Origin of the sequence: Paenibacillus sp. JNUCC-31 (assembly GCF_014844075.1) — a bacterium.
Lineage (GTDB): Bacteria > Bacillota > Bacilli > Paenibacillales > Paenibacillaceae > Paenibacillus.
In genome coordinates this window covers 2,409,433-2,425,163 of the sequence record NZ_CP062165.1, presented here as the reverse complement: position 1 = coordinate 2,425,163, position 15,731 = coordinate 2,409,433, and the positions used below count along the sequence as shown (strand labels likewise).

Sequence of the window (15,731 nt, the reverse complement as noted above, 5' to 3'; positions counted from 1 at the left end):
ATTAAGGGAGGGGAATGGCTTGGAATTTCCGAATGCTTGCCTTCATGAGCTTTTCGAACAGCAGGTCGAGCGGACTCCGCAGCTTATTGCGGTCCTCATGAACGATTCATGCCTTACATATGAGGAATTAGATAGACAGTCCAACCGGCTTGGACATTATTTGATCCAAAAAGGGGTAGGCCCGGATATACCAGTAGGCGTCTGCATGAATCGCTCACCAGAGCTGATTGTGGTATTGCTCGGGATATTAAAAGCTGGCGGTGCTTACGTGCCACTCGACCCGGAAGCTCCATATTCCCGCAAGCAACAAGTATTGATCGATGCAGGAGCTCGTTGTTACATCACCGACCAAGTCGGGCAGCCCGATAATTCATACATTGCAGAGGAGATGCTTGTCTTCGCGGCCTTCTTCGAGGAACTCAAAAATCAGCCTGACAGCTCGCCGCGTAGCGGGGTTCGTCCGGATCATCTTGTCTCTGTTTATTATACTTCAGGTTCTACCGGCAAGCCGAAAGGTGTTGCCAACATGCATCAAGGCTGGGTGACGGCGCTACTGTCCATGCAGCAGGTCTTGCAGCTAGAACCTGGAGAGACCGTTTTGCAGAAAACGACACTGACCTTTGATGATGCGGCGCTGGAAATCTTTTGGCCGCTGCTTGTTGGGGGAAGAATCGCACTTCTTGAGCCAGGGTTGCATCGGGACCCTGAGGCGATCGTAGAGGCTGTCATACGATATGACGTCGCTTTCCTTGTTCTAGTCTCAAGTATGCTTGGCCGATTGCTGGATGTAGTTACGTCGCAACAGGTCCAAAGCATGACACACTTAAGGGGGTGCTTCGGAGGGGGAGAGGCACTTCCAGCACAGATGGGGCGCCGATACATGCAGCTTAATATGCCTGGAGACTTATACAATCTTTGGGGGGCAACGGAACTCTCTATTGGTTCCACGTTACATCGCTGCACGATAAAGGACTTCTCGGCAGAGGGTCAAATTTCCATTGGAACACCTTTGAGCAACAGCAGGGTTTATATTCTGGACCACCGTTTGCAAAAGGTAGAGACTGGCATGACCGGCGACCTATATGTCGCGGGCCAAGGTTTATCAAAGGGATATATCAATGATCCCGAACGCACGAATTTGGTGTTCATCCAAGATCCGTTTGTTCCAGATGAACGAATGTATCGAACGGGGGATCAGGCCTATTTTCACGAGGATGGAAGCATTGGGTTTGTGGGACGGTCCGATCATCAGGTCAAAATTCGCGGCATTCGTGTTGAACTTGGTGAGATTGAAGCCACGTTGATCGCCGAATCCTACGTTAAAGAAGCTGCGGTGCTGCTACGCGAGGACATTCCCAATATCCAGCGCCTGACAGCATATGTCGTATTGTACCCCGATCAGTCAACAACGGCGGGACAAATCAAAGAGGCTTTACAGGAAAAGCTACCTGCTTATATGATCCCGCATTTTATTATGCTACTGGATGAGCTGCCGCTGAACAGCAATAGCAAGCTCAATCGTCTCGCCTTGCCCATCCCGTCGGTTGCTGTTGGCGACTCTACAACAGAGAATGAACCGAAAACAAAGATGGAAACTTTTCTCGCTGAAACGTTCGCGGATGTCCTACGGCTTGAACGAGTCGGACGGATGGATGACTTTTTTGAAGTTGGGGGAGATTCCATTTCTGCTTCAAAGGTTATAAGTCTGCTTCGTTCCTGTACGGATCCGAACCTGCCTCTGACACTGATCTTTGCCGAAAGAAACGTGCAGGATCTAGCCAGGTATCTTGAAGATCGTGGTTACCAGGGCGAGAACTTGAATACACAGACATTATTTACTTCCAATAAGCTGGCCGATCAAAAGCGGGAGATGTCTTTTGCCCAGGAACGTCTATGGTTTGTACAGCAAATGGACCCGCTCGATCCGGTGTATAACGAGCCTTTGGCTTACCGATTGGAAGGTGATGTGGATACCCGGGCGTTGCATGAGGCGTTGCTCGAATTAATGCGTCGGCATGAGGCGTTGAGAACAACCTTTACCGTTGTAAATGACCAACCCGTACCGATCATTGTTGAAGAACTGGAGCTACAGTTCCCGATCATTCCATTGGAAACGGGTGCAGAGGATCATCCAGAAACACTCATTCAGCAAAGACTGAGCGAGGAAGCGCGCAAGCCTTTTGACCTTGAGCAGGGACCTTTGATCCGAACGGTTCTGTTCAAACTTGGAGAGGGTAGCCACATTCTCTTCATCAATATGCATCATCTGATAACAGATGCCTGGTCGAACGTGATTTTCTTGGATGAACTGAACATTCTGTACAAAGCTTATCTTGATTACAGACCAAGTCCGCTATTGAAGCTGCCCCTGCAATACTCCGATTATGCTGTATGGCACAAGGAATGGATTCGGGAGAATGGTCTTCGGAAGCAGCTTGATTTCTGGAAAAACGAACTATCGGGAGAACTGCCCATTTTGCAGATACCAACCGATGAACCTAGACCTCCTATTCAAACCTTTGCGGGGGATAAAATACATTTTACACTTCCAGAGCAGTGGATGTCGCGCATTCAGGCGCTTGGCCGGCAGACGGAAGCATCCGTATATATGATTTTGCAGGCCGCTTTTAGCCTCATGCTTCATCGTTACTCCGGTCAAAAGGATATCATTGTCGGGTCACCCATAGCGAATAGGAATCAGCACGGCCTGGAGCAAATGATGGGCTTCTTCGTAAATACGGTAGCTATTCGCAGCCAATTTAAGGGAGAAGACAGCTTCCGTGTCTATTTGCAAAAGGTCAAAGAACGGTGCCTAAACGTCTATGAGCATCAGGACATCCCATTTGAATTGCTGGTAAGAGAGCTGCAACCGGAACGGAATCATGCCTATTCTCCGATTGTTCAGGTCATGTTCGCTTATCAAAACCAGTTAGAGGAAATGCTGGAGCTTGGTGATCTGACAGTACATCCAATCGAAGTGAACAGCAAGATTTCGAGATTTGATCTGACACTTTTTGTGAAGGAAGCAGCCTCCGGACAGTTGTCATGTACATTCGAATATAATACTCGACTCTACAGGAGAGCAACAATAGATCGAATGATTAAGAGCTTTACCTCCCTGATGGAAGCGATTTTGGGTGATCCAGAGCAGAGCATAGCCAGGTTGCCTCTGTTATCGGTGGAGGAGCAGCAGCGTATTCTTTTTACGTGGAATGATACCTTTGCAGCTTTTCCTTCTGAGGTATGCCTGCATGAATTATTTGAACGTCAGGCAGGTGAAACTCCACAGCTTATAGCGGCAATCTATCAGAACAAAATGATAACTTACGAGGAACTGGAGAAACGCTCCAATATGCTTGCGAATTACCTGTTGCTTCACGATCTGGGCGAACGAAGTGTTGTAGGGGTTTGCGTAGAGCGGTCTTTGGAGCTGGTAGTCGGTCTGATGGCGATTTTAAAAGCAGGCGCTGCTTTCGTTCCCATCGACATGGAACTGCCTTCAAGCCGAATTCGGCACATTTTGCAAGATGCGGATGTGAAGGTATGTCTTGTCCAGGAACATGCAAGAGAGAAACTTACAATGGACGAAGTTGTCCTCATCTGCCCCGATTCGGAGTGGGATATTATCAAGCAGCAGCCAACAAGCAGACCTATACGCAACGTAACAGCGGATTCGCCTGTGTCGGTGTATTATACCTCAGGTTCTACCGGCAAGCCGAAGGGACTTATCAATGTTCACCGGGGTTGGGTAAATCGAATGTGTTGGATGCAGAAGCACTTTAAGTTGCAAGCAGGGGAAACCGTTCTTCAGAAAACAACGCTGACCTTTGACGATGCAGCAGTGGAATTTTTCTGGCCTTTGATCTCTGGCGGACGTGTGGCGCTGCTGGAGCCTGGTTTGCACCGTGATCCACGTTCAATTATTGAAGCATGTATTCAATATGAAGCTGTTCACGTTCAATTCGTGCCAAGTATGCTGAATCTGGTACTGGATGAACTCACATCTGATGATGAGCGGCGACTCCATAAGCTTCGCAGTACGATCTCATCCGGGGAAGCGCTGACAGCAAACACAGTTAAACGCTTCTTCGCCAAGTTGCCGGGGACGCTTAATAACACTTGGGGTGCTACGGAGGTGTCGATTGACTCCACGCTTCATGTAGCAACGAGCGAGGATATGGAAGCCGAAGGGGCAGTGTGTATCGGTAAACCGATTGATAACAACCGATGTTACGTGCTGGATGACTATTTACAGCCGGTCCCACCCGGAGTTAACGGTAAACTGTATCTCGCAGGTGTAGGGCTTGCCCAAGGCTATCTGAATATGCCGGAACGAACGGCTCAGGCATTTATTCCAGATCCATTCGTTCCTGGAGAACGGATGTATCATACAGGCGACCTCGGCTTTTATCGTCCCGATGGCTCTCTCCAGTTTATAGGACGTGCCGATAATCAAGTGAAAATACGCGGCATGCGGGTGGAATTGGGGGAGATTGAAGCGGTGCTGCTGCTTCATGAAAATGTAAAAGAAGTCGTCGTGCTTGTGGATGAAGACTCATCTAACATCAAACGTTTGGTAGCTTATGTTGTGCCTTTGGATACCTCCGCAGATATAAGCGAGGAACTTCGCCAAATGGCAAAGGACGTGCTGCCTGATTATATGGTTCCTTCGTTTATTCTGCTGCTTGATCGGATGCCTCTAAATGCGAACGGAAAGATAGACCGAAGCCAGCTTGCCAAGCCTGAACGACTCAGCCACTATGCTGCTGCCAGCTTCGTGGAGCCTCAAACTCAGATGGAGGAGTACCTCGTGGGAATCTGGCGTGAGCTTTTAAATATGGAGCATGTCGGTGTAGAGGATCATTTCTTCGACTTGGGTGGACATTCCTTGCTGGCTACACAAATTGTCTCCAGAGTTCGCCGCCAATTGAAGCTGGAGGTTCCATTACGTGAAGTGCTGCTTCATCCAACCATCAGGCAGTTTGCATCCAGAGTGGAGGAGTTTCTCTACGAGCAGATTCAGCAGATGAGTGACGAAGAAGTAGAAGCTATGATGAGATCCTGACCAGTTGTGCAAGAAAAGAATACTAAGGCTTGGGGGGAAGCTGTTTGATTTGCACAAACATGATCGAGACGATAGGCAATACACCCTTGGTGCAATTAAACCATAATCGGATCATCGGTGGTAATGTCTATGCCAAGCTTGAATTGATGAATCCCTTTGGGATGAAAGACCGCGTAGCCAAACAAATTATTTTGGAAGCGAAGTACAGTGGGCAATTGCAGGATGGAGCTCCCATTATTGAAAGTTCGTCCGGAACAATGGCTTGCGGCGTTGCAATGGTTGGGACCTGCCTGGGGCATGAAGTTCATATTGTTACCGATCCGCGAATGGACCAGATTACGCTGGCCAAGCTGACAGCGTTAGGCTGCAAGATTGATATTGTGGAACAGATGGGCACAAACGGATGGCAGAGCGCACGATTGCAGCGACTCAACGAATTGATGAAGGAGCTTCCGGGGGCCTACTGGCCAAGACAATATGAAAATTCCAACAACCCTGCTGCATATCGTGAGCTTGCTCATGAGGTCATGAATGATCTTGGACGTGTAGATTACCTGGTTGCTTCTGTTGGAAGTGGCGGGTCTATGACAGGAACAGCCCGTGCACTCAAAAGGTACAATCCAGATCTCAAGGTGGTGGCGGTTGATTGTATTGGCAGCGTTATTTTTGGACAGCCCGATTGGCCCCAACGTTTGCAAGGCGGGCTGGGCAATTCCCTAATTGCACCAAACGTGGACCATTCGATCGTTGACGAAGTGCACTGGCTGAACGACGAAGAAGCGTTTGCTGCAACGCTCGCTCTGGCAAGAGAACAGCAAATTTTTGCTGGGAATTCCTCTGGTTCGGTCTACGCGGTAGCCAAATGGCTACAGTCCAATGTCCCTCAAGATACAAATATATTGGCCATTTTCCCGGACCGGGGAGACCGTTACGCCAGTACCATCTATAACAGGGACTACAGAAAAGAAAAGCAAATTGATGCTTTGCGCTTGCCTGAGGGACCGCAATTGGTTCCTTATGAGACTGTCGTTTATTCGTGGTCCTACGCTAGGCTCTCGGGAGTGATGCACCGTGTCTAGACTGGTGTTTATTGAAGCAAACACGACAGGTACAGGAATGCTCGCCTTGACTCGTGCAGCAAGTTGGGGGCTTGACCCCGTATTTTATACAAATAATCCAGATAGATACGTCGGATTAAAGGAAACGGGATGTCAGGTTCATGTGTGCGATACGAATGATTTGAATCAGTTGCGTAAACACCTTGCAGAGACAATCGATCTTTCGGGAATACAGGGGATAACGACAACTAGCGAGTTTTACTTGGAGCAGGTGGCTGCGCTGAGCGCAGAGTACGGCCTTCCAGGGAATCCCCTTGAAGTTGTTCGCAGGGTGCGAAACAAAGCAAAGACACGCAGGATACTTGCACAGGCAGGTATGATTCAGCCCCCTTTCAGGGTGGTTCGCCATGAATCAGAACTGGCTAACGCAATAAACAGCATTGGTCTTCCCTGTGTAATCAAGCCAACAGAGGATAGCGGCTCAAATGCAGTTCGTCTCTGCATGAGTCTTGAAGTGGCTGAACAGCACGTGTCTAACATCCTTTCAAATAAATTTAATGTGCGGGGTCAATTAGCACCGAAGGAAGTTCTGATTGAGGGATATATCGAGGCTCCTGAATATAGTGTCGAGACGATTAGCTGGCAGGGCAAAACGGAGATTATCGGTATTACTCAAAAGTCACTTGCAGGCCTTCCTTTTTTCGTAGAAGCAGGACATCTATTTCCGGCAAAATTAAGTTCAGTGCAATCCGACACGATCATTCAGACTGTGCTGCATGCCCTTGAGATCATCGGATTTTGTAATGGAGTTGCACATACCGAAATCAAATGGACGGAGAATGGCTGCTCCATTATTGAGATTAACGGTCGTTTGGCAGGAGGGATGATTCCAGAACTGATTCGTCTCACTACAGGGGTGGATATGTTGGAGCAGCAAATATTATGTGCTTTTCGCGGCCCTACCATTCAACAGGTGAAGTACGAGGGTACAGCCGGCATCCGGTTTCTAATGTCAGACACGGAAGGGCAGGTTGATCAAATTATCGGCAAAGATCAGGCAGTGCGAATAAGTCATGTAAATGAAGTTAAAGTTAACGTTCTCCCCGGGGAGCGTGTAACTCCTCCACAAAATGCTTATCACCGTCTAGGCCATGTTATTGCTGAAGGGAGCACCTTCGAGGAAACGGTTGGGACTCTCGATCATGCCATGAGACTTATTCAGATCATAGTAAAGTAATTAAGCTAGTAGGAGGACTTCATGAGTAAAATTTCGTTGGGTTTATTGAAGCAGAATGATTTTAGGAATTTCTGGTTGGGACACACGGTTTCGTCATTTGGCGTTCAGATTACGACTGTGGCCATTCCCCTGATTGCAGCACTAACCATGCATGCATCACCGCTTGAAATGGGATTTTTGACTGCAGTTGAATTTTTACCTTTTTTGCTAATCAGCTTGTTTGTTGGTGTGTGGGTGGACCGCAAGCCTAAACGTCCGATGATGATCGCAGCTGACATTGTTCGTGCTGTTGCACTCATTGCTATTCCTGTTGGCATCTTCATGGACATATTAACGATGCCCTTGCTTTATATCATCGCAGCAATTGTCGGTATAAATACGGTTATTTTTGAGATTGCTCACGTTTCGTATCTGCCTACGGTTGTCAAGAAAGATGAGTTGGTAGAGGGGAACAGCAAACTGGAGTTTAGCAGTTCTAGTGCCACAGTTGTAGGGCAAAGCATAGGCGGGGCACTGATTCAGATATTCTCAGCTCCCTTCTCTATCCTATTTAATATCGGCACCTATCTGGTATCAGCCGTATATCTTGCTCGTATTAAAAAGCAGGAGGATGCAGTCGAGGTACCAGAGGGGACCAAACAGAACATGGGAGCCGAAATTCGCGAAGGAGCAAAATTTGTTTTTCATAATAATATCCTGCGCGCTATTTTGATCGGAACAGTCATTTTTAATCTGTTTACCTATGTAATAGAACCTATTTTTATTTTGTATATTTCACGGACCTTGGCACTGGCCCCCGTCTATATTGGCTTGATCTTTTCGATGTCCGGTGTAGGTGCCTTGCTCGGAGCTTTTGTTGCAGGTCCCATGGTGAAAAAACTGGGTATTGGTAAAACCATGGTGACTTCGTTGTTTCTTGCAGGTCTTGTTTCACTGGTTATTCCTGTAGCTACATTATTGCCTACCTTACCAGCCGTCATCCTCATCATGGTGATGTACATGATTGATGCTGCAATGGTCATTGTGTATAACATCAATCAGCGCAGTTTGAGACAGGGCATCACCCCGCAAAATTTACAGGGAAGAATGAATGCCTGCATGCGGATGTTTGGCATGGGCGTAGTTCCGATTGGCGCGGTGCTTGGAGGTTGGCTTGGAGGGATTATTGGTACTACGCCAACCTTGATTGTGGGGGCGATTGGACTGATGGGTTCATCTATTTTTATCGTCTTTTCATCGGTACGAACCATTACACAGCCTGCAGGTCCGGATGTTACTTCACATGGGGGGTGATTGCTGAATCATTTGCAAGCGGGTCAGAGGCAGGAGAGTACCACGATCTTTCGATTTTGAAAATTAACTAAATACATGCTCTGAGGAGGAATTAGTATGCGTGGAGATTGGGATTGGAATAACTGGAAGGCACAATTTCGCAATCGGATTCAAACGGTTGAGGCGCTAAAAGAAATTATCCAATTAAGTCCTGAAGAAGAAAGAGCGATCAAAAAAAGTGAGGGACTGTACCGTTGGGCCGTCACTCCGTATTACGCTTCGTTGATGGACCCTACAGATTCCAATTGCCCAATTCGCTTACAAGCTCTGCCAACGGTTGACGAGTTGATGCCTAATATGTATTCCGACGTTGATCCCGTGGGTGATATGAAGTATCGCAAAACAAACCGTATTGTTCATAAATATGCGGACCGAATTGTCATGCTAGTTACCGAGCAATGCTCCGTATATTGCAGACATTGCACACGCAAGTATCATACGACGGATGTAAACGGGACTTATTTTGAGAAGCAGGAAGCGGAATCCTTTGAAGAGGATTTCAAATACATTGCAGAACATCCGGAAATTCGCGACGTACTGTTAACCGGAGGAGATCCTCTGACCTATTCCGATGACAGGCTTGAGCATATCATTTCACACCTCAGAAGTATTCCACACGTTGAAATTATTAGAATTGGGACAAGGTATCCCGTTCTCCTTCCTCAGCGCATTACGAAAGAGTTTTGCGAAATGCTGGAGAAATATCATCCAGTTTGGCTGAATACCCACTTTAACCATCCAAAAGAAATAACGGAGGAATCAGCAAAAGCCTGTAATTTGTTATTGAAGCATGGTGTTCCAGTACAAAATCAGTCCGTTCTGCTTAAAGGTATTAATGATGATCTGGAAACGATGAAAGCTTTGCTCCATGGCTTGTTGAAGATTCGTGTAAGGCCTTATTATCTCTATCATTGCGATAATGTGACGGGTGTTTCTCACTTTATGACTCCGCTGGAAAAAGGGATAGAAATATTGCGTGGACTTGTTGGGCATACAACCGGATTTGCAGTCCCAACGTATGTCGTGACAACCATCAATGGTAAAATCCCGATTTCGCTCGATACCATTGTCGAATACTCAGAAAAAGGATTAACGCTGTTAAGCTATGAAGGAAAAGAGACGTTCATTCCATATCTTCGACCGCAGGGCGCAGTTAGTTCCAAAACATAATGAGTATTTGAACACCGCTCAAACCCATCTAGGGTTTGGGCGGTAGTTAATCATTGAACGTAACGGATAGTGGGCGAAAGCAATATCATTGTGGGAGGGTTCGATATGTTACTAACAGCCGAGCAAGTTGAGAGCTATAACCAGCAGGGGTATTTGTTTATGGAGTCAGCAATTCCGAAAAATATATTAAATAAGTTGAATGCAGAAATTCCAGCTGTATTTGCCGAGGATTCCCCAAGGAGAGTCTTTGAGAAAGATAATCGAACGATTCGCTCTATTTATGCCCCTCACTTCACGAACAAGACCTTTGATCAACTCAAATCCTACTCCAGGCTATTAAATCCGGTGATGCAGCTCCTAAATAACGAAGTATATCTACATCAATACAAAATTAATGTAAAAGCGGGCTTGGCAGGTGAAATGTGGAACTGGCATCAGGATTACGTATATTGGGAAAAGGAGGACGGGATTGCTACGCCAGAATTAATTAATGTAAGCATTTATCTGGATGAAGTGACGGAGTTCAATGGTCCGCTGGCTATCATTCCAGGCTCCCACAGATTGGAGAATATGGACACGGTGATCAGTGGTTCTGAAGCTGAGTCAGGTGAAGCTTGGCAGAATCATTTGAGTGTTGATTTAAAGTACACACTGGATAAGCCCTTACTACGCAAACTGGTCAATGCTTACGATATTGTTGCACCTAAGGGGCCAGCGGGCTCTGTACTGATTTTTAACCCATTAGTGGCTCATGCATCAGCGCCTAATATTTCTCCATTTGATCGCAAACTGTTAATTATGACGTATAACGCGGTGAATAATTTGCCTCAGATTGAATTAACACGTCCTGATTTTCTTGCTGGTCGTGATTTTAATGCATTAGAGGTTTTGGAACATGAAGAATGGAAAGAGGAGTTGCTTGAACAGCATGGTTCCGTTTTCTAATTCTATACCTGCTTAATTCGGGATATAAGTTCAGAATGTGGAAGAAGTTGAATATAAGATTGGGAAATGTGTATGAATGAGCATTAGTACATTCCATGTCAATTCTCATAGAACAGCCTGTACGGAAACATAGCTCTTCCAATGAAGAGATCTTTTTAAGGGTGCCATAAATTGGTACCCTTTATTGTTGTACTGAACAGTATAACGAAAACTGAAACACTAAAAAGCAAAGTGATGTTTCGAGCTTGAACCCACTTCTTTTATTTGCATTCAAGTCACTCTCCCTCTGAACTCATCCTTGATTAAAATACTCAATGGTTTTCTCAATAAATGCTTTGGCAGATTGGGTCAGGTAACGATCGGACCGATGAATGACTTCAAAGTGACGGTAAGGAGCATCGTCCGTGATACGAATACAGCGCAGTGTTGGTTCATCCATTGCTTTAATCAGTGGATATGGCAGCACGGTTCCGCCAACGTTAGCTTTGACGAGGCTAATGATGGAGGTTGCGGAGCTTGTCTCCATGATTGTATTCAGGGTGAAGCCATATTTGCGGCAATAGCCATCAACGAGCTCCCTGCCTGTGAACCCTTCAGGGAACATCACTGTCTGAATATCCCGCAGTTCTTTGATTCCAATCTCCTTTCGGTCGGCCCAAGCGTGGTTCTCGGAAACGACGAGTACATATTCTTCACTGCACAAAGGAATGCGGACAAGACGGTCATCAGGAGCAGAAGTAAGCTCGATTCCGATGTCTACTTCGTTATCCAGGACTTGATTTATTACATAAATCGAAGAGACAACCTTCAATTTCACCTTGGGAAATCGGGCATGGAAATGTACGAGCAATGGAGTGATACGGTAGTCCAGATCGGACGGAAGGAGACCAATCACCAGCTTGCCTCGCTGGTCATTGCGGAATTCAGCTATCGCATCCTGGGTGTTTTGCAAATGACGAACCATTTGTACACAATGCTCCAGGAACAGCGCTCCCGCTTGGGTCATCACAATTTTTTTGCCCACTCTGTCGAACAGGGGAACGCCTAGCTCATCCTCCAACGCTCGAATCTGTTGGCTCAAGGTAGGTTGAGAAATGCCAATTTTGTCTGCTGCACGTGTGAAATGGAGTTCTTCACAAACGACGATAAAGTTCTCCATTTGACGGATTTCCATCTGTATCTCCTCAAATCATTGGTTTTTATAATCATTTTAATAGAAACTATTGTATTGTTCAATCATTCGGATGCCTCTATACTAATCTTGCACCACAAAAAGATCTACAACCTGGATCATTAGTGAATGCAACCATATAAGAGTACATGAGGTGATCCGAGTGAAACTGTTTTATATCGTCCTGGCGCTTATTCTGGCTTCCTTGAATTTGCGACCGCCGATAACATCCATTTCCCCTCTGATGAGTACTATACAGGGTGATCTTGGCATTAGCGGAATAACCGCCAGTCTGTTAACCACGCTTCCCGTATTATGTATGGGTATATTCGCTCCATTTTCCGTAAAGTTAAGCAGAAGATGGGGGAATGAGGGCGCAATTGTTTTGGCTTTAATGCTCATTGGAATAGGTACGGCATTGCGGTTGTTCGTGGGTGCAACGCCTCTGATGATGTTTACTTCTTTTCTATCCGGTGTAGGGATTGCATTAGCTGGTCCGCTGTTGTCGAGTTTTATCAAGCAGTACTTCCCAACACGAGTGGCAGCCATGGTGGGTGTCTACTCTACAGCAATGGTCGTCGGAGCTAGCATAAGTGTTGGGTTATCCGTTCCCATTCAAAAGATCCTGGGAGGTTCCTGGAGGGGATCGTTGGCGGTATGGGCATTGCTCGCCTTCATTGCTTTGCCGATCTGGATGAAATTAGCCTTGTCAGCACGAAAGGTACGACAATCCGGGCAGATTTCTGCCTTGAACGTTGAGGCTCTTCCCGTGAAAAATAGTCGAGCATGGGTGCTGACATTGTTCTTCGGACTGATGGCAGCGATCTTCTATTCATTGACTGCATGGCTTGCACCCGCGATCCAAAGCCAGGGATATACGAAAGAGATTGCGGGAAGCATCCAAACGTTATTTACGTTGATTTCATTACCGTCTACGTTATTCATTCCAATGCTCGTACACCGTTATCAAAGACGTGTACTCTGGCTTGTAGGATGTGCGTTAATGGAGTTGATAGGAGTTTTAATGCTGAACCTGTCCGTCAGTCCTTGGCTGGCCGCGATCCCACTCGGCATTGGTGCCGGGGGACTGTTTCCGATCGCATTGATGCTGCCCATTGATGAGACGAATAATGCTCAGGAAGCCAGTGCATGGTCAGCGATGACTCAATCCGGCGGCTATATTCTGGGGGCCCTTGGTCCGCTGACGATCGGTTGGCTACATGATGCCACGGGCAGCTTCATTCAAGCGTTCTATGGTCTGGCTATAATCATTGTGCTGCAAATCATTGTTCAGTTGGCGATAGGCAATAAAAAAAGTTCTCCAGCGAGCTAAGCGATTTTTAAACATGAGCAAGTAAATCCTGATAGTGCTGTCTTAAGGATTCCTTTAATGTGTCGGGTTCTATGATCCGGATGGACTTGCCAAAACTGGCGAGATAGCGAATGATGAACTCAAGCTCAGGGGGTTCATAACAGCCTACAAGAATGGTCTGTCCGGGTTCGCTTTCTGATTCGTTGATGAGCTGCATGGACGGAAACTGTTCTTGCTGGAACAGCTCAACCCCGTCTTCATTGATCAGACATTTGAATGGGATGGCGTTCTCTGATGGTTTCCATAACGAGCGGGCATCCTGTAGATTGAGTTCATTAATATGTGGTATAGGTTCGAGATCTGTCGCCTCGGATGAGGTAATTCGGTCACATCGGAACACACGGTACGCCTGTTTATCGAGATCATACGCCTGGCAATACCAGTAGCCTTTCATGGCATAGAGGGCTATGGGCTGAATGGTGCGTATGCTGGGATTGGGTTTGTCGGGATTGGAGCTGTTATGTGGGTTGCTGTTCCTGCTGCGATTATGCGGATACGTGATCTGTATTACTACATTCTGAACAGCGGCCATCAATAGAAACTCCAGATGCTCACTATCCCGGATTTGCTCGGTGTGTCGAAAGGAAACCCGATGCTGGATTTCTTCAATATCCTGTCTCTGGTTTGCGGATAGGGCACCTAGAAACTTCTCGTGAATGGATCGAAAAGAGATCTGAAAGGGTAGGTTGGTAAAGCTGCGCAATGCCTGCATCGCAAAGTAGAGAGCATGAAGCTCACTCGTATTAAACGAAATGGGTGGCAGCTGCATCTGCTGAAGCAAACGATATCCCCCATAACGTCCGTACTCGGCATAAATGGGAGCACCCATTTCCTCCAATGACGCGATGTCTCTTAATGCGGTTCTCTTGGATATCTGAAATTCCTGCATGAGATCTTGCAGGGTGAAGTGCTGTTTTTGATTGATAAAGCGAAGCATCTGGTTCATACGTTCTGATTTTTTCATAAAAACCTCTCAATGGTGCCATGGATTGGCACCTTTATTCGTTATAGTAAACAGTGTAATCCAATCCAACGAAGGAGGCAATACAGATGAATGTTGAAGTGATCCCGTTTCTGTCGATGAATGGAGACGCCGCGGCAGCCATTGCATTTTATGAGAAGTATCTGGGTGCTAACGTGTTATTCAAGAAAAATTATAAAGAGATGAAGGAAATGAATCCGGGGTTTGAGTATCCTGAAGGCCAGGATGAATATATTACACATTCGGTGCTGGAGATCGGGGTAAACAAATTGATGATTGCTGAGGAGGAAATGGATACGGGGCGGCCTTGGCAGCTGGGAAACAGCACGTCATTATGCATTCAATCGAAAGATAAAAGCACGATGACAGAGCTGTATCATTCGCTGGTACAGCATGATGAGGTTACGGTGCTGGTGCCCTATGAGCCAAACGAATTTAGTCCAGGGTATGGAATTGTCCGTGATCCGTTCGGAATCGTGATTCAGCTCTGTGTGACAGTGCATGATTTTTAATTAGGCAAAAGTGTAAAAGTGAACCCGTCATGAGCCTGGAGGATGTATGTCCTTTGGGCTCATTTTGAATTCATAGAAGTTATAGTCTCCTCTAAACGCTCTGTAAACGGGCGTTCTCCAGCTTGGCCAGACGTTTCATTACTTTTTTGAGCATAACGGAGGCTTTGACACGGAGAGGAAGATCGTTGGAGATTTCAATCGTGTATGAGCCAGTGAGAATTTGCTCTTTGAGCTCGGCAACCGATGTGCATGGATGATCCAACACATTGACTACACTGCCGTATTGCAGACACTGATGGGTATCACTTCCGGCAGTGATCGGTTTACCAAGGGAGTGGGCGAATGGTTCAACCTGGCCGCGGCACGCCTCGATGCCGTATTGGTACATATCCTTGGCGTTCAGATCAAAAGCGTCCAGACGTGCCAACAAATCACGATCCAGCTGGTACAGCGGGGTGGACTCGCGGAAAGGATGTGCGCCAATTTTGAGCAGAGGCCAGGCTTCGACCAAGTCCAGCAGTTCGGCAAAGGGAATGAATGAACCTTTGGCCGTATATTGATCCAGGCCGCTGCGGACGGCAAGGATGTGTTCTTTTTGACCCACCAGCAAAATATGCCCTGTCTCCTGAATGTCTACTTCCATACCGGGGAAAATGCGCAGCCCGTCTGCATCGTAGTAGTCTCCTTTATAAGGATAGAGACGATCCAGTGTCTCGTAGACCTCGTAGAAGTTGCGGGTGTTAAAATGTTCGGTTAGCGCGAGGGCTTCGAGCCCACTGGCTTTGGCCTCTTTGACCATTTCAGTGAAGTAATCGACTGAGAAATCAGAGTTTTTGGATAATTTGCCGTGTGTATGAAGATCAATACGCATAGAAGACACTCCTTTT

Annotated in this window: 11 protein-coding genes; 8 read left to right on the top strand and 3 right to left on the bottom strand. The window is 46.7% G+C overall.

Features of this window, described 5'->3' with window-relative positions:
* Positions 1-19 precede the first annotated feature (19 nt).
* The 6 genes from JNUCC31_RS10555 to JNUCC31_RS10530 all read left to right on the top strand — a co-directional run bounded on the left by JNUCC31_RS10555 (position 20) and on the right by JNUCC31_RS10530 (position 10,807).
* A complete protein-coding gene (locus JNUCC31_RS10555) occupies positions 20-5,065 on the top strand; it encodes a non-ribosomal peptide synthetase (RefSeq protein ID WP_192271029.1) in 5,046 nt (1,681 codons plus the stop codon).
* A 59-nt stretch (positions 5,066-5,124) separates the two neighbouring features.
* Positions 5,125-6,144 carry a PLP-dependent cysteine synthase family protein gene (locus JNUCC31_RS10550; protein ID WP_192272930.1) on the top strand — a complete coding sequence of 340 codons (1,020 nt, stop codon included), beginning with the start codon at positions 5,125-5,127 and terminating at the stop codon, positions 6,142-6,144.
* Complete coding sequence (locus JNUCC31_RS10545; protein WP_192271027.1) at positions 6,137-7,360, top strand: ATP-grasp domain-containing protein; 1,224 nt, start codon at positions 6,137-6,139, stop codon at positions 7,358-7,360. Before JNUCC31_RS10550 ends, JNUCC31_RS10545 begins: the two co-directional genes overlap by 8 nt.
* 21 nt (positions 7,361-7,381) lie before the next feature.
* Entirely contained in the window at positions 7,382-8,653 is a 1,272-nt protein-coding gene (locus tag JNUCC31_RS10540; protein ID WP_192271025.1) for an MFS transporter, read from the top strand.
* Between the two features lie 96 nt (positions 8,654-8,749).
* Positions 8,750-9,862: an arginine 2,3-aminomutase gene (blsG, locus tag JNUCC31_RS10535; protein ID WP_192271023.1), complete on the top strand. Its 1,113-nt coding sequence runs from the start codon at positions 8,750-8,752 to the stop codon at positions 9,860-9,862.
* 105 nt (positions 9,863-9,967) lie between these two features.
* Positions 9,968-10,807, top strand: coding sequence for a phytanoyl-CoA dioxygenase family protein (locus tag JNUCC31_RS10530; protein ID WP_192271021.1), 840 nt, complete (start codon positions 9,968-9,970; stop codon positions 10,805-10,807).
* 292 nt (positions 10,808-11,099) lie between these two features.
* Here JNUCC31_RS10530 and JNUCC31_RS10525 read toward each other — a convergent pair whose 3' ends face one another.
* On the bottom strand, positions 11,100-11,981 hold the full coding sequence (locus JNUCC31_RS10525) for a LysR family transcriptional regulator (protein ID WP_192271019.1): 882 nt from the start codon (positions 11,979-11,981) through the stop codon (positions 11,100-11,102).
* A gap of 160 nt (positions 11,982-12,141) precedes the next feature.
* On the opposite strand from JNUCC31_RS10525, the gene JNUCC31_RS10520 reads away from it, so the two are divergent.
* Positions 12,142-13,311, top strand: a complete 1,170-nt coding sequence (locus JNUCC31_RS10520; RefSeq protein ID WP_192271017.1) for an MFS transporter — start codon at positions 12,142-12,144, stop codon at positions 13,309-13,311.
* Positions 13,312-13,318: 7 nt separating this feature from the next.
* Here JNUCC31_RS10520 and JNUCC31_RS10515 read toward each other — a convergent pair whose 3' ends face one another.
* Entirely contained in the window at positions 13,319-14,314 is a 996-nt protein-coding gene (locus tag JNUCC31_RS10515) for a helix-turn-helix transcriptional regulator (RefSeq protein ID WP_192271015.1), read from the bottom strand.
* An 86-nt stretch (positions 14,315-14,400) separates the two neighbouring features.
* Here JNUCC31_RS10515 and JNUCC31_RS10510 point away from each other — a divergent pair, with 86 nt between their 5' ends.
* On the top strand, positions 14,401-14,844 hold the full coding sequence (locus tag JNUCC31_RS10510; protein WP_192271013.1) for a VOC family protein: 444 nt from the start codon (positions 14,401-14,403) through the stop codon (positions 14,842-14,844).
* Positions 14,845-14,935: 91 nt separating this feature from the next.
* On the opposite strand, the gene JNUCC31_RS10505 is transcribed toward JNUCC31_RS10510, so the two are convergent.
* Positions 14,936-15,715 (bottom strand): PHP domain-containing protein, encoded by a 780-nt coding sequence (locus JNUCC31_RS10505; RefSeq protein ID WP_192271011.1) that lies wholly within the window; start codon positions 15,713-15,715, stop codon positions 14,936-14,938.
* Between the last annotated feature and the right edge of the window lie 16 nt (positions 15,716-15,731).

Coding starts and splice junctions, on each gene's coding strand:
- JNUCC31_RS10550 (WP_192272930.1), top strand. CDS start 5,125: ATGATCGAGACGATAGGCAATACACCCTTGGTGCAATTAAACCATAAT.
- JNUCC31_RS10540 (WP_192271025.1), top strand. CDS start 7,382: ATGAGTAAAATTTCGTTGGGTTTATTGAAGCAGAATGATTTTAGGAAT.
- blsG (WP_192271023.1), top strand. CDS start 8,750: ATGCGTGGAGATTGGGATTGGAATAACTGGAAGGCACAATTTCGCAAT.
- JNUCC31_RS10530 (WP_192271021.1), top strand. CDS start 9,968: ATGTTACTAACAGCCGAGCAAGTTGAGAGCTATAACCAGCAGGGGTAT.
- JNUCC31_RS10525 (WP_192271019.1), bottom strand. CDS start 11,981: ATGGAAATCCGTCAAATGGAGAACTTTATCGTCGTTTGTGAAGAACTC.
- JNUCC31_RS10515 (WP_192271015.1), bottom strand. CDS start 14,314: ATGAAAAAATCAGAACGTATGAACCAGATGCTTCGCTTTATCAATCAA.
- JNUCC31_RS10510 (WP_192271013.1), top strand. CDS start 14,401: ATGAATGTTGAAGTGATCCCGTTTCTGTCGATGAATGGAGACGCCGCG.
- JNUCC31_RS10505 (WP_192271011.1), bottom strand. CDS start 15,715: ATGCGTATTGATCTTCATACACACGGCAAATTATCCAAAAACTCTGAT.